Here is a 17,632-nt window from a genome sequence, read left to right on the forward strand (position 1 = left end):
ACGTGATTGGCGAAGGAGAGGTTGTCCCTGGGCCATTTGGGCCTCGGTCCCTTGTATACGCTGATTACACGGCATCGGGCCGGGGGCTGGGTATGGTTGAAGAAGCCATGCGACATCAGGTGTTACCGTTTTACGCTAATACCCATACCGAAACCTCCTATACCGGTAAACTCACCACGCAATTTCGTGAAGCAGCCCGCCAGGCGGTAAGGGAGTCAGTAGGCGCTGATGATAATTACGCCGTTATTTTTGCCGGGGCAGGGGCAACTGCTGCGATCAATCGCTGTAGCCATATTCTAGGTCTTCAAACGTCACCTGACTCCTCATCGCATTCCAGACCGGTTGTCTTCGTTGGGCCTTTTGAACACCACTCCAATGACCTTGTATGGCGCGAGTGCGATGTAGACCTGGTACGTATCCCGCTAACCGAAAGCGGCACGCCCTGCCTTGAAACATTAGCGCTACGTCTTGAAGAGTACACTGATCGCGAGACAAAGGTGGCTGCGTTTTCAGCCGCTTCCAATGTCACTGGTATTAAAACAGACGTTGTCGCATTGGCACGCCTGGTTCACCAGTATGAAGGCATTGTGCTGCTCGATTATGCCGCCAGTGGCCCTTATGTAGGCATCAATGTGGCAGGCACTGGCGAGGGCGACCATATCGATGGAATTTTCTTGTCGCCGCATAAATTTGTGGGTGGGCCGGGGAGCTCCGGCATTTTGGTAATCCGCAAAGCGCTATGCCGTAATCCCATACCTTCTGTGGCGGGCGGCGGCACGGTGTCTTATGTGACGGCTCAGCACCATCGCTATGTGACCAACGTTCAGCGGCGTGAAGAGGCCGGTACACCAGGCATCCTGGGCGATATTCGCGCGGGCTTTGCGTTTCGTATTAAAGACCTGGTCGGTGCTGCCAATATTGAGGCGCGCGAAAGTGAGCTGGTCGAGATGGCAATGACGCGTTGGCAAGCTGTCAGCAATATTCATCTATTGGGCTCTTTAACCGCTTCTCGGCTGGCCATCTTTTCATTCAATATAAGCGCGGGTGGTCGTGACATTCATCATAACCTGATTGTCGCCATGCTTAATGACCTGTTTGGTATCCAGGCGCGGGGCGGCTGTTCTTGTGCCGGTCCTTATGGTCATGAGCTGCTCTCAATAGATGAAAAAACGGCAGCTGAGCATGAAGATTTAGTCCAAAAAGGCAGAAGCTTATATCGTCCAGGTTGGGTAAGGCTCGGTTTTAATTTCTTTTTTAGCAAAGAGACCGCTAACTATGTAATATCTGCAGTCGAATTTATTGCCCGCTATGCACCTGTACTGATGAAGCTGTATTCCGTGGATGAAACCAGTGGCGTTTGGCTTGCTCGGCATCAGGGCGTTATTCAGGCGCCGACGAATCTCTTGGATGCGCTTCTGTCGCAAGATACTCGCCAAGAGCCGGACATAATGGCAGAAAAAGACGATTACTTTGCCCAGGCTCAGCAGCTTGTTGAGCAGGCCAAAGTGCTGCCGTTAGAGAGGAATTCTCAGTTTTCAGATGTACCCGTTCGTTGGTTCTGGTGGCCTCATGAAGCGGAGCAGGCTATTCAGGCACAAATCGAGATGACGCAATGACCATGACCCCTTCACTGGCGGGCGCTGGCTTAGAAGCGCTTAATGCCCGCGTTCAATACGACTTGGCATGTTTGAATATTCCACCCGCTAACTGGGTACCTCCCCAGGTGATGGAAGACGGGCAGCCTGTGCATGATGTGGTGATTATTGGCGGCGGGCAGTGCGGCATGGTGGCAGCCTTTGCGCTGCTATCCGGTGGTATCAGCAATATCCGTATTTTCGACCGTAATCCGGCTGGGCTGGAAGGCCCTTGGCTGAACTACGCGCGTATGGAAACCTTGCGCTCTCCTAAAACCCTGCCTGGCCCCAGTTACGGATTTGCATCGCTTACCTTCAGGGCCTGGTATGAAGCACAGTTCGGTAACCCCGCGTGGGAGGCGCTGGATAAAATTCCACGCCCCACCTGGATGGCCTATTTAAGCTGGTACCGCGACGTATTAAAGCTCCCCGTTGAGAATGACGTCAAAGTCGAGCACGTTACGCCCGAAGGTGATTTGTTAAGGCTTGAGCTTTCAGGCGCCGGGGCGCCTAGCAACACCGTGCTTACCCGCAAACTTGTGATGGCGACAGGCCGTGAAGGCACTGGCGCAGCTAAAATTCCGGCATTTGTTAATAACCTGTCCGGCAGCGCCTGGTCGCACTCGGCGGATGAAATCGACTTTGCACGTTTAAAAGACAAGCGGGTAGTGGTGATTGGAGTAGGGGCTTCTGCGGTTGATAATGCAGCCGAGGCGTTAGAGCATGGTGCTCAGGAAGTACGTTTTTTAATTCGCCGCTCGCAGATGCCCACTATCAATAAAATGATGGGCATCGGATCCTTTGGTTTTACCCATGGCTACGCCACGTTACCCGATGAGTGGCGCTGGCAAATTATGCACTACTCGTTTGCCACCCAAACTCCGCCACCCCGCGGATCTACTTTGCGTGTCAGCCGCCATGACAACGCTCATTTCCACTTTGACTGTGGTGTAAAAGCCATGCAAATGGAGGGCGATGAGATTGTTATTGAAACCCGGCAGGGCACCGTGCGCTGTGATTATCTGATTCTGGGCACCGGTTTTGAAATCGACCCCCTGGCTCGCACAGAGCTTTCCGGTTACGCCGACCGTATTCTGCTATGGCGCGATTGCTACCAGCCGCCCGCCGAGCTTAAGAACGACGAGTTAGGTAACTTCCCGTACGTACAACGTGACTTTGCGTTCCAGGAGCGCGAGCCGGGAACGGCGCCCTGGCTGCGCAATATCCACTGCTTTAACTATGGCGCAACCGTGAGCTTAGGCAAGGTCAGTGGCGATATTCCGGGGATCAGTGAGGGCGCAAGCTGGCTAGCTGGTGCAATTGCCGCCAACCTTTACCGGGAAGATGTGGAACGTCACTGGCAACGGCTTGAGCAGTACGACTCACCTGAATTATTAGGCGATGAGTGGCAAGCGACGCCTTTACCTAATACGACTGCTAACGCCTAAGTGGCGTATTGAAAAGCAAGGAATCACCATGACTCATGTATTAGAACAAGCGGCTGATGTGCCCACTACTGGCCCGCTGGCAGATGCGCTGGCTGTGCGCCACAAGCTCATGGATCTGACCCAGGCTTCCTACGAAGCGGCTTTATTGCCGAGTGATGCAGGCCAAGTGCCTGTCGCTATTCGAGTGGCCCTGGCATGTCGTATGGCGCGTATTTGCCAGCAGGCGGGTTTGACCCAGCACTATGCTGATTTATTAGCAGGCTATGGCAGCGATGCGGACCTCTACCAAATTGCCGAGCCTGGCAACAAGCCACCCGCATCTGAAAAGCGCCTGTCTGCCATGGTGACTTATGCCGACTTAGTCACACAACGCCCCCGCGATGCCACGAAAGAAGATATTCAAGCGCTCAAAGAGGCGGGTATTGAAGAAAGCGATATCGTTCGGCTGGCAGGCCTAGTGGCATTTGTTAACTATCAGCTGCGCGTTGCGGCGGTACTAAGCGTGATGGGAAAAGATAAAGTGGGAGAAGCTAAATGAGCCGCGTTATTCATAAGTTTACGTCGCGAATCCCCACCTGGCGCCCCTATATCACGCCTATCGATTTTGATAACGCCACGCCTGCCCAACATGAAGCGCTCAAGGAAACGCCTTCCAATACTAAAATTTCTGACTATGTACTGGTGCTGGCGCACGATCCTGAGTCGCTGCGTATTCGTACCTCGCTGTTTAACGGCATTATGTACGATAAAGGTGGGCTGTCGCGGGATGAGCGTGAGTTAGGCGCGGTGGCTGCCTCCGTGGTCAACCGCTGTATTTACTGTGCGGCCGTTCATGCCCATCGTTATAACAATATCGTAGGCGATGAAAAGGTTATGCAGGATATCTTCCTGCGCGGTAAAGAGGCGGATCTGGAACCTCGCATCAGAGCTATTTTAAAGTTCGCGATGCGCCTTTCTGAATGCCCACCTAACGTGACCGATAGTGATATTCAAAGCTTGCGCGATGTGGGTCTTGAAGATCAGGAAATTGTTGATTTAACGCTATCGACCACATTGTTTGGCTGGGCAAACCGGTTAATGCATACCCTTGGCGAACCTGTTTCTAACCTCTGATTTTTAAGCCCTGACACTGAAAATTAAAAAAAACGCTGACACATTCTAAGGACTCCCCATGATTAAACATACGCTCCCCCGTCTGGCATTGGTAAGCGCTGTATCCTTGTTGATGGCATCCCCGGCACTGGCGCAAACGCTGCGCCTGGGTACCGTGGTGAGTGCGCCACACCCCTGGATTGACGCCGCAGAAGCCTTCAAGGCAGAAGTCGAAGAAGCCACGGATAACCGGATTACGGTGCAAATCTTCCCAGGCGGTCAGTTAGGCAACGACCAGACCATGGTGGATGAGATTCGCATTGGCACCACCGATATGATCATTGGCGGGGTGATGAATGTGGCTCCCTATGTGCCGGATTTCGAAATTTTCAGCCTTAACTATCTGTTCCAGGATATGGATGAGTTCCGTGCAGCAACCGCTCCTGAGTCGGCGGTTTATAGCTATTTTGATCAGGCTATGACCGATGCCAGCGTTGGGCTGAAGCTTTTGAGTTTGACCGGCGGCGGAACGCGTAACCTGAGTACCAATACCGGCCCGGTCGAAGAGCCATCTGATTTACAAGGCGTCAAAATGCGCGTTACTGGCTCGCGCCTTGATGCTGAAACGTGGCAACTTGCGGGTGCATTAACCACGTCGCTTCCCTGGACAGAAATTTATACCGGCTTGCAAACCGGTGTTGTCGGGGCATTTGAGAGTACTATCAGCGGCTATCTTTCAAGCCGTTTATACGAAGTGGCACCATTTCATGCCAAAACCGAACACCAGATCATGATGAGTCATATCTCGATCAGCGAAAACCGCTTCAATCGGTTCTCTGAAGAAGATCAGACCATTATTCAGCAAGCGGCTCAGCATGCCGGGGAATATGGCACTGAGAAAGGAATCGAGTACGACGCTGAGTTCATCAAGCAGTTTGAAGATCTTGGGGTTACGGTAACCGAGGTCGATAAGCAGGCGTTTATCGATCAAGTAGTGCCTCTGCACGATGAATTTGCTGAAGAGCGCGGTTTAACCGACCTGCTCGAGACTATCCGCAGCCTATAACGACTTGGCCAGCATGCCGCTTTCCTTGAACCGCTGAAAAGTGGGGTGGGGAAGCGGCACGTGCCAATAAAAGGACAGACGAATGCGGAAAATCAATGATGTAGTGGAAAAACTCTTGCTGTGTCTAGCGGGGTCTCTGTTTGCCGCTTTTATCCTGACCGTTCTTTACCAAGTGGTTGCGCGAAATTACTTAAAAATCTCTGTTTCCTGGACAGATGAAGTAGCAATGGCTTGTTTTATTTGGGCGGTATTTATTGGCGCCGCGGTTGCCGTGCGTAAGCGCAAGCACTATGTAATCGATATTTTTCCCCCGCAGTTTGTCATTACCCAGCGCGTGCTGCGTCTATTCGGTAGCCTTGCCTGCCTGCCGCTGATTTATGTGCTGGTGGTGCATGGCAACATTCTGGTGGATATGGGATGGAATCGTCGGTCGGTGGCACTGGGAACGCCGATGGCCTATGTATTTGCTGCCTTGCCTGTTGCCGGTATCGCCATGTTCCTATTTTCCATTGAAGTCATTTACGACGATATGGTGGCGCTCCGCAATGGCGGCAAGGTTAAGCGAATGAACGAGGTGGAAGGCTCATGAGCCCACTAATTATTTTGATTGGCAGCTTTTTACTACTGATCGCACTGAGCGTGCCGATTGCCTTTGCTATTGGCTTGGCGTCTATTTTTACTATTTTGGAAATGGGGCTGTCACTGACGTCGGTTGCCAACCAGATGTTTGCCAGCATTAACTCATTTCCGCTTTTAGCCGTCCCGTTTTTTCTGTTGTTGGGCCGCCTGATGAATGATGGTGGGATCACGGACCGCCTGCTCAAATTTGCTGATAGTTCAGTGGGACATGTGCGCGGTGGGCTTGGGCATATTAACGTCATGGTTTCCATGATGTTTGCCAGTCTCTCCGGCTCGGCCGCGGCCGATACGGCAAGCGTTGGCGCCGTGTTGATTCCAGCGATGAAAAAATCGGGTTACCCAGCTCCCTTTGCCGTTGCCTTAACCGCTGCCTCATCGGTATTAGGCGGTATTATTCCGCCTTCGATACTGATGGTTATTTACGGTGCGTTTGGCAATGTATCCGTCGGCGCGCTTTTTCTAGGCGGCGTTCTCCCGGGGATTTTGGTGGGGCTTATGCAAATGGGCTACGTCTACTACATCGCCAAGCGGGAGAATATTAAAGCGACAGGCAAGTTTTCGTTTAAGCAAATGGGGCGCACGGCAGTTGTCGCGGCTCCGCCGATGGCCTTGCCTCTCGTGGTGCTTGGCGGTATTACCACCGGTGTCTTTACCGCGACAGAAGCCGCATCGGTGGCGGTATTGGTTGGCGTGATTCTAGCCGTTGTGTTTTATCGCGCGATTCATTTTAAGCAATTGCCGTCTATTCTGGCAGAGTCAGCGATCTCTTTTTCGCTGCCTATGTTTGCAGTTGCCTCGGCAGGCATTATGGGCTGGTTAATTTCTTATCTGGGCATTGCCCAGGATGTCGCCAACTTCATTTTATCGGTGACTGACCACCGTATTGGCATCATGCTGATGGTGATGCTCTTTATGCTGGTGATCGGGACGGTATTAAGCCCCGTAACGGCCGTTATTATTTTCCTGCCGATTATTCAGAGTATTTGTATCGCCGCGGACATTAATCAAATCCACATGGCATTAGTGGTTATCTTGTCGTTAACCCTGGGCTTGATAACGCCGCCCTATGGCATCTGCTTATTAATCGCCACCCAAATTGGTGAAGTTTCCATGCCACGTGCCTTTATGGCGGTGCTGCCATTGGTGGGTTTAATCATGGCGGTCATTTTGGCGGTTATTCTTCTGCCCAGCGTATTCTTGTTCCTGCCTCAAACGATGTTTCCTAAAGCGTTTTAAGCTTATTCGTTAGGCCCCATGTCGGAAAAAACGGCATGGGGCTTTTTTGTGCTTATAAAAACTGTTTTTAGTAACGAAACCCTCTCTATGTTTTGCAGATACTTTTTTTATATTCTAGTATTCACAGATAGATCACAGGGAGCTGTTATGCAAACAGCCAATGATATTGCTCAAAACAAAGCTGCCGCTGCCTCAGGTTTAAAAGCCGCTGTACGCATTTTGGATAAATGGCGGGCGAGTGGAGAGCAGGGCGAAGCCATACTGCGGGTATCTCACAGTACCTATGCTCGAGCGAGGCGGGGCGATATTGTCGAGATAAAGCTTGATAGCGACCAGCTGACTCGGATCAGCTATCTGCTTAATATTCACGCGGCGCTGCGCATGTTGTTTGAAAACCCGGATAACCTCTATGGGTTCGTCAAAATGGCAAACCACAACCCCTACTTTAACGGACGTACGCCATTGGACGTTATGAGCAGCGGTGACTTTGCCACACTCTACGAAACGTTCAAGCGCATTGATAGCCTGCGAGGCGCGCAATGGTAGCACTCGAAACACTACCCGAGCTGCCCGCTCAGCCAGTCATTGGCTATCGGTTGATTAACAGTAAGTTTCCGCCGATAGATCTGTTTGATGATGTAGCCGATGAAGATGAATTTGCCGCGCTGCATGCGCTTCAGGCGTTAACCAACCCGCGCCTGCAAAATGAAGTGGGTAATCTGGCCCTGTTGCCCGTTAAGGAGATACCGTTTGGCATTCGCGGATGCTCTTACGCCGTGGCACCGTTTACCCACGTAAACCCCAACGGGTCACGCTTCAGTGATGGCGGGTTTGGGGTGTTATATGTGGCCGATAATCTGACGGCCGCGATTGCGGAAGTGAAATATCATCAACAGATTTATTGGGCAAATGTGACAGGCCTACACTTTGAGCGCTTTGTTTTTCGTGGATTGAAGTGTGCATTTAATGAGCGCGGCTGTCGGGACGCAACAGTGCTTAAACGTTCCAATCCGATTTACGCCCCTAATGACTACCGCGCGTCAAGAGCGCTTGGCTGGTCAGTGCGTGAGGCTCAGGCAGGCGGGCTTCGTTATCACTCGGTACGCGAGCCAGAAGCCACGTGCTGGGCGCTCATGACGCCCAGGCAGGTTAGTGATGTGGTTCAGACTACGCATCTGGAAATGATCTGGAACGGTAGTGTCGCGCAGGTTAACCGACTAAGCGCCTATCATCCTGGCGCGTAGCTTTTAGCGTTTGGCATGCTGGTCGATAAAGCGCTGCATGATCGTTAACGTTTCATCACTGACATGATGCTCCATACCTTCGGCATCGATTCGCGCGGTATTGTCATTAACGCCCAGGGCGCGCAAAAAATGCAGGACAATATCATGCCGGGTGCGGGAAATTTCCGCCATTTTTTGGCCTTCCTCCGTTAAAAACAGAGAACGGTAGGGTTTGCTGGTTACCAGTCCAAGCTCGTTAAGGCGTCGGATCATCTTGGAAACCGTTGCCTGGCTTACGCCCATACGGTTGGCAATATCGGCAGCCCGGGCTTCACCTCGATGGCGGATCAAGTCGCCAATCAGCTCGACATAATCTTCGATTAACTCGGTTTCATGGGCATTACGCACGGTTTCATATTGCCGTGTATGTTGACCAACGGGCGGTAATGCATCGCCACAGTTGCTGTTGCTCATACTGGCGGCGGCGTTGGGAAGCGACTGATCGTTATCACTCATTGGTAAACTATATCGAGATGAATGGAAACCCTAATGGGGCATGGTAGCGCATTTTATGGAATAATTGTTAGCCAAGGCTAAACTGTTTGCACAATGCTTTTTTGTTGAGCTAAAGTTGTAATCAAAGCGATCCTGAATGGAGTACGGTATGAGCCAGCGAAAAGCATGGTTAAAAAAAGGCCTATTGCTTGCTGCCGTGAGCAGTATCACAACCGCTCATGCGCAAACGCTCTCACCCCCTATTAATGTTGTCGCCACCTTTTCGGTATTGGGCGATTTAGTTGCCAAGGTAGCGGGCGACGATGCACATGTGTCTGTGCTGACGCCGATAAACGCCGAAGTACATGAGTGGGAATTGACGCCGGATAATTTTGCGGCTCTGGAAGATGCCGATATCGTTTTCTATAACGGCTATCAGCTGGAGCAGTGGATGCGTCAGGTAGAGGCGACCACTCAAGACGACGTTGCCTTGATTCCTGTTGCCGAGGCCTCTGAATACCCGGTCCAGTACATCGCAATTGGCGATATGCAGGGCGATGTAGACCCACACCTGTGGACCGACCCGCGGGCGGCCATCGCTTATGTGCAGGTGATCGCCAGTGAGCTGGAAAGTTTATTGCCTGAACAGGCTGAGGGTATTGAAGCCCGCGCTGAGGCGTTGACGGCAGAGCTGCAGGATCTGCATGCGGAGCTTCAAAAGGCGTTGAGCGATATACCTGAAGAGCGTCGTGTGTTGCTCTCCAGTGAAGCGGCATTTCTGTATTTTTCCGATGCCTATGGTTTTGAGCATGACGGTATCTGGGGGAATAACGCTGAAACAGAAGGCTCACCCCGCCAGCTCATGCGGGTAATCGATATGATCAACGAACGTCAGCCAGCGGCAATCTTCTGGGAAAGCACGATTTCAGACCGCTATGTCTCAAGCCTTGCTGAAGATACGGGTATTCCTGTGGCGGGTCCGCTGTATGTGGATTCGCTAAGCGAGCCAGACGGTGAGGCAGGAGACTATTTTGCAATGTTAAGGCATAACGTTGCGATGTTGCGTCGCGCGTTGGCAACCGAGTAACGCATCATGACAGCAAGCACACTTAGTGCCGTGGCGGCCATTGAAGTGAAAGGCCTGTACGCGGCTTATCAGCGACACACCGTGTTGGAGAACATCGAGCTTGCGTTTCCTAAAGGCAAGTGGACCGCGATTGTTGGGCCAAACGGTGCGGGTAAATCGACGCTTTTTCATGTGTTGACCGGCAGCATGAAACCGTTGCAGGGCAGTGTTAAAGCTTTTGATGAGCCGATCGCCATGCATCGCCGGGCAGGACATATTGCCTATATGGCCCAGAGAGAGGCGATTGAATGGGATTTCCCCGTCTCAGTATGGGAAACCGTCATGGGCGGGCGTTATGGGCATATGCGTCAGGATGCCTTGTGGCGGCGGCTGCTGCCTGCTCGTTGGCACCATGGCAGGCATAGCGAAGCGGTGCGAGACGCACTGATTGCCGTGGATATGCTTGCCTATGCGGACCGGCCGATCGGGGAGCTTTCTGGCGGTCAGAAAAAGCGCGTGCTGTTAGCTCGAGCGCTTGCCCAGCAGGCCAATATTTTACTCCTCGATGAGCCGTTGGCAGGCGTTGATCCGCCTAGCGAAAAGCTTATTCTCTCGGTATTGCGCCGTGAGCGGGAGGCGGGTAATACCGTGATTATGGTCACTCACGATATGCCGGGTGCACGTCGCCATGTGGATCACGTGGTGCTGATCAACCGTTTCGTGAGAGGCACCGGCACGCCGGAAGACATGCTCAGTGAAGCAAAACTGGCGGAGCTTGCGGTTAGCTCAACCGAACAAACCGTCAATGATCGTCAAACGATGCCAGGGGCTGCCTATGGCCCCGCTCAAGGGTAAATAACGTGGTTGATAGTATGTTGGTGATTGAAGCGTTTAGCGACGCTCTAGTAAGCGGATTGATAGCGGCTTTGATGGCCGTGGTTAACCTGTTGCCCAGCAGCGTGTCCGATGCCTTTCAATATGCGTTTATGCAAAGAGCGCTGCTCACATCGGTACTCGTCGGCGCTATTTGTGGAATGCTTTCCTGCTATGTAGTGCTAAAGCGCTGGTCGCTCTTAGGCGATGCCATTTCCCATGCCGTGCTGCCCGGTGTGGCGATTGCGTACTTGCTGGGATGGCCTTTTTTTGTGGGCGCATTTATTACCGGAGCACTGACATCGGTGGGTATCGGGGCGATTGAAAGAAACACGCGGATCAAATCTGACGCCGCAATGGGGCTAATGTTCACCGCCTCGTTTGCCCTGGGGGTGGTGATTATCAGTAAGCTGGCCTCCAGCACCCACCTGATGCATATTCTTTTTGGCAACGTATTGGGCGTTAAGCACTCAGCGCTAATGCTCACTTTTGTTGCCAGCGTCATTGCCATTTTAACGGTGTGGCTCGCGTATCGTCCTTTGCTGCTATACGCCTTTGATCCACAGCAGGCGCAAGCGCTAGGTTTCAATACTCAGATTATTCATTACGGTCTGATTCTTTTACTGACCTTGACGATCGTTGCCAGCCTGGAAACCGTGGGCATTATTCTCGTAGTGGCGATGTTAATTACCCCAGGGGCAACGGCGCATCTGCTAACGGATCGTTTCAAAATAATGCTGCTGATTTCGGTATCTATCGGCATTTGCTCTGCGGTCATCGGGCTTTGGCTATCGGTCGTGTTTAACGTGGCCTCTGGCGGCGCTATTGTGTTGGTGGCGTTTGGCTTCTTCATCATCGCGCTGCTCTTCTCGCCCAAGCAGGGCCTTGTTTCAAGGCAATGGCGCCGTTGGCGAATGGGCTAGCATCGTTTTAAAGAGGCAAGCCGGGAGCGCCTGAAAGTGCTTCAATTTGATGTTTGACGCCAACGGCATCTTCAACATCAAGTTGAAAGGCGATCCCGGTGCCTGAGGTCTCATCGAACTCGCCCACACGGGCGATTGCTTCCAATATATGACGGCTAGTATTTTCTTCCGCCAAAAAGAGCAGCATGTCCCGCTGGGCAGTTATTTCCATGCCGAAAATACCCCGCGCTTTTTCCAGGCCCTCGCCTCGTGCATTATTGATGACGGTAGCTCCCGTGGCGCCGGCGTCACGCGCAGCCTCTAAAAGGGCGTCAGTTCTTTCGTCTTCGACCAGTGCCACAATCAATTTAAAGCGCATTACTATCTCCTTTCGGCATTTGCTGACGTTTTTTCTTATGATGACGAATGGTTACCCACTGTGCGATCTGGGCGTATCCCATCACGCTAATAATGGGAAACAGACAGGCTAGCGCAATCATGCCAAACCCATCCATTAGGGGGCTTCGCCCGGGAATGGAAGAGGCCAAACCAAGACCTAGCGCAGCAATAATGGGCACAGTAATAGTGGACGTAGTGACTCCGCCTGAATCAAAGGCAAGAGGAATAATGGAGCGCGGTGAGCGGAGTGTTTGAAGAATTACCAGCAGGTAAGCCGCAAAGATAAACCAATGCAGCGGCCAGCCCATCACGATTCGCCAGGCGCCTAGCGTAATACCGAGTGCCATACCCAGCGAAACGGCAATACGCAGCATGAGAGGGTTAATCGTTCCGCCGGATATTTCACCTGCCTTAATGGACACTGCAATTAGCGAAGGCTCAGCAAGCGTGGTGCTGGCACCAATCATAAACGCGAATACATAGACCCAAAAGTAATCACGCCAATGTCGCTGTGCGCCTTCTTCAAGCATAGGTAAAAAATCGACGCTGGTTAGCTGGGTGGCCATTAACTCACCCATGGGGAAGAGTGCCTGTTCCAGACCCACTAAAAAAAGCGATAGACCTATCCAGACCATTAAAAAGCCCACAATAACTCGAGACAGACGTTTGATAGGCTTGCGTATCACCCCGTATTGAAAACCAAAGATAACCGCCACTATGGGCAATATATCCATTAGCGTATGCCAGAAAGTGCCTAATAAGCTGTTCATAAGGCCACGCCGGGGAGAAAAGGTAAGCCCATAAGACTAAACAGCAGTACAAAAATAATCGGCATCACCGACGCAAACGCAATCAACCCAAAACCATCCAGCATAGGGCTGCGGCCTTTAATGGAGGATGCCAAACCTACGCCTAGCGCGGTTACCAGCGGTACGGTAATGGTTGATGTAGTAACACCGCCGGAGTCGTAGGCGATACCCACTATTTCTGGAGGCACGAGTAATGTAAGTAGCAGTACGATCACGTAGCCGCTGATAATCATTAAGTGTAGTGGCCAGCCTTTAAAAATCCGCAGCACGCCCAGCACCACGGCACTGCCTACTGATACAGCCACGACCATACGTAAGCTAGATGCAAATACCTGGCGGGCAGCATCGGTTTGATTAATCAGGCCACCTTCGGCGACAACGTTAGCGGCCTGGTTGGCAACGGCAATCAAGGCAGGTTCGGCAATCGTTGAGCCAAAGCCCAATGCAAAGGAAAACAGCAGGAGCCATACAAGGGATCCTTTGGTGACAAATGCACGCGCTAAACTTTCGCCTACCGGAAATAGACCGAACTCAAGCCCTTTGATAAAAAGCGTCAGCCCAATAACAACACATATGAGGCCTGTTAGCAGGTCGGCCAGGGCAAGTGTTGAGGGTAGGGGTTGGCGGAGCACCGCCAACTGAAAAAATGCCATGACCAACACCACCGGGGCCAGGTCACGTAGGCTTTCTCGCATTTGCCGTACAAGCGATACGACTATTTCCATGCTTTATCAGGCCGAGGATAACGCGTTAATGGGAGGTGATAGCAAGAATAGCGATTTTACTCGTATAAAATTTGATCTTGCGCAAGTGCTCGTTATTTAAACTCAGAAGCTGCCAAATAGGGTGCCTAAGGTAATCACGCTGATAAGCGCGACCACGGGTAGCACTATCGTCACCATCGCAACGTTGCCATAAGACTGGCGATGCGTGAGACCACAAATAGCCAGTAGGGTGATTACCGCGCCGGAATGAGGCAGGGTGTCCATACCGCCAGCGGCCAGTGACGCGACGCGGTGCATCAGCTCAGGGTTAATGCCTGCTTCCTGAGCCATGGCTAAATACTCGCTGCCCAGGGTTTGCAACGCAATTGAAAGGCCGCCTGATGAGGATCCGGTAATGCCTGCCAGTACGCTCATGGCCAGCGCCTCGGAAATTAACGGATTATTGGGCGATACGTTAAGCACCGCGTCACGAATAATCGCGAACCCCGCAAGGCCTGCAATCACGGCGCCATAGCCGACTTCTGAAGCGGTATTAAAAATCGGTAACAGCGAGCCCATGACGCCTTTATTGACGGTGTCTTTTAAATCCAGCCAATATTTCCAGCGCGTGATGATCAGCCAGGCCGATGCGCTTAGCAGCGCAATCAGAATCGCCCATAGCCCGGTTTGAGCATCTGGTGATACATTTTCGAAGGCCTCGTTAATAAAGCTTAAATCCAGCGATGGAAAGATGCCGTAGGTAAACAAGGCGTTAAGGCCAATGACCATGATCAGAGGAATCAATGCGAGTGCCAGGGGCATCGTGGTAGGTGTTTCGGCATTGTCTGTGCTTGTTTCACGCTCTTTATGAGTGCCATAGCCTTCGTTATCGGCAGTCGCTTTCCTTACGCGAGATTGTAAATAGGCAGTGCCCAAGCCCAGCATAATAAGCCCTGCAATGATCCCCAAGCCTGGGGCGGCAAAGCTATTGGTTTCAAAAAACGGGATGGGGATCGCATTTTGAATGGCGGGAGTACCAGGCAGAGCTGTCATGGTGAAGGTAAATGATCCCAGTGCGATGCTGGCTGGAATCAAACGCTTGGGTACGTTGGCCTGGCGAAACAGCTCGCGGCTGATGGGATAAATGGCAAACGCCACCACGAACAATGAAACGCCACCATAGGTAAGTACGGCGCAGGCAAGCACCACGGTGAGCACAACGTGGTGGGTGCCCAGCTTGCTGACGATACCGCTGGAGATGGACTGCGCCGCGCCGGAGTCCGCCATCAATTGGCCAAACAGGGCGCCCAGCAAAAAGAGCGGAAAAAACTGCATGACGTAGTTACCCAGCGCCTGCATAAACGTATCGGTATAGATAGGCAGTAAGAAGGCGCCGTCACCGGATAACAGCACTGCAAGCGATGCCATTAGCGGAGCCAGTAAGAGAACCGAGATACCTCGATAAGCCAGGAACATCAATAGCAGCAGGGAAACAGCAATCGCCAACGTACCCATGTTCTTTGCTCCAGAGAAATATAAATTAGTAACCTTAGGAAAACATCAAGGATTGGATACTAGGCAGTATGTTGCAAAGCAGCAATGGAGTATTGACTAAAGTAGTAGTGCCATATGCTAGCGTAGGCTTTCAGAAATAACGCGATGAGTGCTTTTTGTAATCGAGCGATCTGCTAAAATTTGCCCCCTTCGATATTAGGCTGTGTAAGAAACCGCTGGTTCATTAGTGCGCCGCAAGGCGTTCGCTTGCTTTTCGTACACGTCCTGATCACTTTGTCATCGCTCTGGAACTCTTCATGAATGCAGTGATACTTGCAGTGCTCGTCATGGTAGTACTGTCGCTTTTGCGTGTGTCGGTCGTCTTTGCCTTGGTTTTAGGCGCCTTGGTTGGGGGCCTGGTGGGTGGGCTTACGCTTGATCAAACTTTGGAGGCGTTTAACAACGGGGTAGGCGGGGGCGCACAGGTGGCGCTGGCCTATGCCACGCTGGGCGCTTTCGCGGTCGCAATCTCGCGCTCTGGGTTGCCAGACATGCTGGCGAATCGATTGATTACCATGCTGGGCAAAGAGACTACGGTAAAGCATCAGGCACGCGTTAAAATGCTGCTTCTCACTGCCGTGTTACTGGTGGCGATTTCATCGCAAAATGCGATCCCCGTGCATATCGCCTTTATTCCGGTTTTGATTCCGCCGTTGTTAACCGTCATGAATCGCCTCCAGTTAGACCGCCGCGCGGTAGCCTGCGCGCTGACCTTTGGCTTAACCGCGCCTTATATGCTGTTGCCGGTCGGATTTGGGGCTATTTTCCTTAACGACATTCTGCTGGCGAATTTAAACAGCGCAGGCGCGCCCCTGGGCCTGGAAATTACCCGCGCCATGGTGCCGATGGCTATGGCGATACCCGTGGGCGGCATGGCCCTTGGGCTTTTAGTGGCCTTATTCTTTAGCTATCGGGGCAGCCGCGAGTATTCCAGCAAAGACCTGGCGATGAGCAATACACAACACGTGCATACGCCTGCCAAACCGCACAAGTTAGGCTTGATAATGTCAGGTGTGGCGATTGTGGCGGCACTGGGGTTACAGCTTTATAGCGGCTCGATGATCTTAGGCGGTTTGGTTGGTATTGGTTTGCTATCCATCGGCGGGATTTTTAAATGGCGTGAGGCGGACGACCTGTTTACCAGCGGTATGCGGATGATGGCGCTGATCGGTTTTATCATGATCTCGGCGGCTGGCTTTGCCGAAGTAATGAAGTCTACCGGTGATATTGATACCTTGGTTGAGGGAGCTTTTGAGATATTTGGTGATAACCGCGGCGTCGCAGCGCTGGTAATGCTGCTGGTGGGTCTATTCATCACTTTGGGTATCGGCTCTTCTTTTTCAACGATCCCGATTATCGCCGCAATCTTTGTACCCCTGGCTGTGCAGTTTGGATTTTCGCCCTTGGCGACGGTTGTACTGGTTGGAACCGCAGCCGCCCTGGGGGATGCTGGTTCACCCGCTTCTGACTCAACCCTTGGGCCAACGGCTGGCCTGAATGTCGATGGGCAGCATGACCATATATGGGATAGCGTGGTGCCAACCTTCTTGCATTACAACCTGCCGCTGATTGCCTTTGGCTGGTTGGCGGCCATGACGCTTTAATCGTCATGTCGTAGCTACCAAGCAGTGTTAAAAAAGAAGCTCTTAAAAAAGTTTTTTAAAAAAGTTATTAAACAAAATTAGCACTGAAAAGTAACGTCATAAAAAGGGCAGCCAGTGGCTGCCCTTTTTATGTATGCGGTTGTGGCTATTTAGGCAAATGGGCTTCAAAGGCGCTAAGCAATCCACGCAGCAGCGAAAGCTCTTTACGGCTGGGCTGGGCGCGAGAAAAAAGGGCTTGAAGCTGTTCTTCGGTACGCGCATGCGGCTGGGTGAGAAAGCCACTTTGCTGCATTAGGCGGCCCAGATGATCCTGGAAATGCGCAAACTGATCGCGGCTGGGCGGCGTAGCCTCAAGGGGGCGCTGATAGGTAAAGTCGTTTGTATCGCGTTTGCGCCAGGCGCGATGGGTTTCATAGGCCAGGATCTGAACAGCCTGGGAAAGATTTAAAATGCCGTACTCAGGATTGGCCGGGATACTCACTTGGTGGGTACAGCAGCGTATCTCGTCGTTGGTCAAGCCTGAGCGCTCGCGGCCAAATACCAAAGCAACCGGCGCGCTTGTCGCGTTCGAGATGACCTGCTCGGCCATATCATCCGGTTCGTCGAAATGGGGCAGCGGCAGGCTACGTAGCCTCGCGCTGGCACCCACCACTTGCACACAGTCCTGAACAGCCTCTTCCAGGCAGGTCACCACTTGTGCACTTTCTAGAACATCCGTTGCGCCCGCCGCTAACCGCGTTGCTTCTTCATCAGGAAAGCAGCGAGGATTAACCAGTACCAGGTTGGTTAATCCCATGGTTTTCATGGCGCGCGCGGCGGCGCCAATGTTGCCAGGATGAAAGGTTTGCACAAGCACGATGCGAATATTGGAAAGCACGGTAATAACGA

General features: G+C 52.2%; 19 protein-coding genes. 13 read left to right on the forward strand and 6 right to left on the reverse strand.

Features of this window, described 5'->3' with window-relative positions:
* The first annotated feature begins 2 nt into the window (after positions 1 to 2).
* The 9 genes from D467_RS0102775 to D467_RS0102815 all read left to right on the forward strand — a co-directional run bounded on the left by D467_RS0102775 (position 3) and on the right by D467_RS0102815 (position 8,359).
* Positions 3 to 1,616, forward strand: a complete 1,614-nt coding sequence (locus D467_RS0102775; protein ID WP_026285584.1) for an aminotransferase class V-fold PLP-dependent enzyme — start codon at positions 3 to 5, stop codon at positions 1,614 to 1,616.
* Positions 1,613 to 3,082, forward strand: a complete 1,470-nt coding sequence (locus tag D467_RS0102780; protein WP_018915985.1) for an NAD(P)-binding domain-containing protein — start codon at positions 1,613 to 1,615, stop codon at positions 3,080 to 3,082. Before D467_RS0102775 ends, D467_RS0102780 begins: the two co-directional genes overlap by 4 nt.
* 28 nt (positions 3,083 to 3,110) lie before the next feature.
* Positions 3,111 to 3,620 (forward strand): CMD domain-containing protein, encoded by a 510-nt coding sequence (locus D467_RS0102785; RefSeq protein ID WP_018915986.1) that lies wholly within the window; start codon positions 3,111 to 3,113, stop codon positions 3,618 to 3,620.
* Positions 3,617 to 4,195 (forward strand): peroxidase-related enzyme, encoded by a 579-nt coding sequence (locus D467_RS0102790; protein ID WP_018915987.1) that lies wholly within the window; start codon positions 3,617 to 3,619, stop codon positions 4,193 to 4,195. Before D467_RS0102785 ends, D467_RS0102790 begins: the two co-directional genes overlap by 4 nt.
* Before the next feature lie 58 nt (positions 4,196 to 4,253).
* The gene (locus D467_RS0102795) at positions 4,254 to 5,240 is read left to right on the forward strand and encodes a TRAP transporter substrate-binding protein (RefSeq protein WP_018915988.1); all 987 of its coding nucleotides are present in this window, start codon (positions 4,254 to 4,256) and stop codon (positions 5,238 to 5,240) included.
* 82 nt (positions 5,241 to 5,322) lie between these two features.
* Positions 5,323 to 5,829 carry a TRAP transporter small permease gene (locus D467_RS0102800; RefSeq protein ID WP_018915989.1) on the forward strand — a complete coding sequence of 169 codons (507 nt, stop codon included), beginning with the start codon at positions 5,323 to 5,325 and terminating at the stop codon, positions 5,827 to 5,829.
* A complete protein-coding gene (locus tag D467_RS0102805; RefSeq protein WP_018915990.1) occupies positions 5,826 to 7,115 on the forward strand; it encodes a TRAP transporter large permease in 1,290 nt (429 codons plus the stop codon). Before D467_RS0102800 ends, D467_RS0102805 begins: the two co-directional genes overlap by 4 nt.
* Before the next feature lie 147 nt (positions 7,116 to 7,262).
* Entirely contained in the window at positions 7,263 to 7,661 is a 399-nt protein-coding gene (locus D467_RS0102810) for an antitoxin Xre-like helix-turn-helix domain-containing protein (RefSeq protein ID WP_018915991.1), read from the forward strand.
* On the forward strand, positions 7,655 to 8,359 hold the full coding sequence (locus D467_RS0102815) for an RES family NAD+ phosphorylase (protein WP_018915992.1): 705 nt from the start codon (positions 7,655 to 7,657) through the stop codon (positions 8,357 to 8,359). Before D467_RS0102810 ends, D467_RS0102815 begins: the two co-directional genes overlap by 7 nt.
* 3 nt (positions 8,360 to 8,362) lie before the next feature.
* On the opposite strand, the gene mntR is transcribed toward D467_RS0102815, so the two are convergent.
* The gene (gene mntR, locus D467_RS0102820; RefSeq protein ID WP_018915993.1) at positions 8,363 to 8,854 is read right to left on the reverse strand and encodes a manganese-binding transcriptional regulator MntR; all 492 of its coding nucleotides are present in this window, start codon (positions 8,852 to 8,854) and stop codon (positions 8,363 to 8,365) included.
* A 148-nt stretch (positions 8,855 to 9,002) separates the two neighbouring features.
* Here mntR and D467_RS0102825 point away from each other — a divergent pair, with 148 nt between their 5' ends.
* From D467_RS0102825 to D467_RS0102835, 3 genes are read left to right on the forward strand one after another with little or no spacing between them, the layout of a single operon-like run.
* On the forward strand, positions 9,003 to 9,920 hold the full coding sequence (locus D467_RS0102825) for a metal ABC transporter solute-binding protein, Zn/Mn family (protein WP_018915994.1): 918 nt from the start codon (positions 9,003 to 9,005) through the stop codon (positions 9,918 to 9,920).
* Between the two features lie 6 nt (positions 9,921 to 9,926).
* Positions 9,927 to 10,754: a metal ABC transporter ATP-binding protein gene (locus D467_RS0102830; protein ID WP_018915995.1), complete on the forward strand. Its 828-nt coding sequence runs from the start codon at positions 9,927 to 9,929 to the stop codon at positions 10,752 to 10,754.
* 17 nt (positions 10,755 to 10,771) lie between these two features.
* Complete coding sequence (locus tag D467_RS0102835; protein ID WP_018915996.1) at positions 10,772 to 11,695, forward strand: metal ABC transporter permease; 924 nt, start codon at positions 10,772 to 10,774, stop codon at positions 11,693 to 11,695.
* 7 nt (positions 11,696 to 11,702) lie between these two features.
* On the opposite strand, the gene D467_RS0102840 is transcribed toward D467_RS0102835, so the two are convergent.
* The 4 genes from D467_RS0102840 to D467_RS0102860 all read right to left on the reverse strand — a co-directional run bounded on the left by D467_RS0102840 (position 11,703) and on the right by D467_RS0102860 (position 15,101).
* Positions 11,703 to 12,053: a P-II family nitrogen regulator gene (locus tag D467_RS0102840; protein WP_018915997.1), complete on the reverse strand. Its 351-nt coding sequence runs from the start codon at positions 12,051 to 12,053 to the stop codon at positions 11,703 to 11,705.
* The gene (gene umpB, locus D467_RS0102845) at positions 12,043 to 12,843 is read right to left on the reverse strand and encodes a Na,Li,K/H(+) antiporter subunit UmpB (protein ID WP_018915998.1); all 801 of its coding nucleotides are present in this window, start codon (positions 12,841 to 12,843) and stop codon (positions 12,043 to 12,045) included. Before umpB ends, D467_RS0102840 begins: the two co-directional genes overlap by 11 nt.
* A complete protein-coding gene (locus D467_RS0102850; RefSeq protein ID WP_026285587.1) occupies positions 12,840 to 13,607 on the reverse strand; it encodes a DUF1538 domain-containing protein in 768 nt (255 codons plus the stop codon). The genes umpB and D467_RS0102850 overlap by 4 nt, the downstream gene beginning before the upstream one ends.
* A 102-nt stretch (positions 13,608 to 13,709) precedes the next feature.
* A complete protein-coding gene (locus D467_RS0102860) occupies positions 13,710 to 15,101 on the reverse strand; it encodes a GntP family permease (RefSeq protein WP_018916001.1) in 1,392 nt (463 codons plus the stop codon).
* A 296-nt stretch (positions 15,102 to 15,397) separates the two neighbouring features.
* Between D467_RS0102860 and D467_RS0102865 the strand changes: the two genes are divergently transcribed.
* Positions 15,398 to 16,744, forward strand: coding sequence for a Na+/H+ antiporter family protein (locus D467_RS0102865; RefSeq protein WP_018916002.1), 1,347 nt, complete (start codon positions 15,398 to 15,400; stop codon positions 16,742 to 16,744).
* 145 nt (positions 16,745 to 16,889) lie between these two features.
* Here D467_RS0102865 and D467_RS0102870 read toward each other — a convergent pair whose 3' ends face one another.
* Complete coding sequence (locus tag D467_RS0102870) at positions 16,890 to 17,621, reverse strand: RNA methyltransferase (RefSeq protein ID WP_026285588.1); 732 nt, start codon at positions 17,619 to 17,621, stop codon at positions 16,890 to 16,892.
* Between the last annotated feature and the right edge of the window lie 11 nt (positions 17,622 to 17,632).

It is taken from the genome of Vreelandella zhanjiangensis DSM 21076, assembly GCF_000377665.1.
GTDB lineage: Bacteria > Pseudomonadota > Gammaproteobacteria > Pseudomonadales > Halomonadaceae > Vreelandella > Vreelandella zhanjiangensis.

Bases quoted from the DNA above. Each gene is read 5' to 3' on its own strand.
- D467_RS0102785 (WP_018915986.1), top strand. From the start codon at position 3,111: ATGACTCATGTATTAGAACAAGCGGCTGATGTGCCCACTACTGGCCCG.
- D467_RS0102790 (WP_018915987.1), top strand. From the start codon at position 3,617: ATGAGCCGCGTTATTCATAAGTTTACGTCGCGAATCCCCACCTGGCGC.
- D467_RS0102860 (WP_018916001.1), bottom strand. From the start codon at position 15,101: ATGGGTACGTTGGCGATTGCTGTTTCCCTGCTGCTATTGATGTTCCTG.
- D467_RS0102805 (WP_018915990.1), top strand. From the start codon at position 5,826: ATGAGCCCACTAATTATTTTGATTGGCAGCTTTTTACTACTGATCGCA.
- D467_RS0102825 (WP_018915994.1), top strand. From the start codon at position 9,003: ATGAGCCAGCGAAAAGCATGGTTAAAAAAAGGCCTATTGCTTGCTGCC.
- mntR (WP_018915993.1), bottom strand. From the start codon at position 8,854: ATGAGTGATAACGATCAGTCGCTTCCCAACGCCGCCGCCAGTATGAGC.
- D467_RS0102795 (WP_018915988.1), top strand. From the start codon at position 4,254: ATGATTAAACATACGCTCCCCCGTCTGGCATTGGTAAGCGCTGTATCC.
- D467_RS0102850 (WP_026285587.1), bottom strand. From the start codon at position 13,607: ATGGAAATAGTCGTATCGCTTGTACGGCAAATGCGAGAAAGCCTACGT.
- D467_RS0102840 (WP_018915997.1), bottom strand. From the start codon at position 12,053: ATGCGCTTTAAATTGATTGTGGCACTGGTCGAAGACGAAAGAACTGAC.
- umpB (WP_018915998.1), bottom strand. From the start codon at position 12,843: ATGAACAGCTTATTAGGCACTTTCTGGCATACGCTAATGGATATATTG.
- D467_RS0102780 (WP_018915985.1), top strand. From the start codon at position 1,613: ATGACCATGACCCCTTCACTGGCGGGCGCTGGCTTAGAAGCGCTTAAT.
- D467_RS0102815 (WP_018915992.1), top strand. From the start codon at position 7,655: ATGGTAGCACTCGAAACACTACCCGAGCTGCCCGCTCAGCCAGTCATT.
- D467_RS0102865 (WP_018916002.1), top strand. From the start codon at position 15,398: ATGAATGCAGTGATACTTGCAGTGCTCGTCATGGTAGTACTGTCGCTT.
- D467_RS0102830 (WP_018915995.1), top strand. From the start codon at position 9,927: ATGACAGCAAGCACACTTAGTGCCGTGGCGGCCATTGAAGTGAAAGGC.
- D467_RS0102835 (WP_018915996.1), top strand. From the start codon at position 10,772: ATGTTGGTGATTGAAGCGTTTAGCGACGCTCTAGTAAGCGGATTGATA.
- D467_RS0102810 (WP_018915991.1), top strand. From the start codon at position 7,263: ATGCAAACAGCCAATGATATTGCTCAAAACAAAGCTGCCGCTGCCTCA.
- D467_RS0102800 (WP_018915989.1), top strand. From the start codon at position 5,323: ATGCGGAAAATCAATGATGTAGTGGAAAAACTCTTGCTGTGTCTAGCG.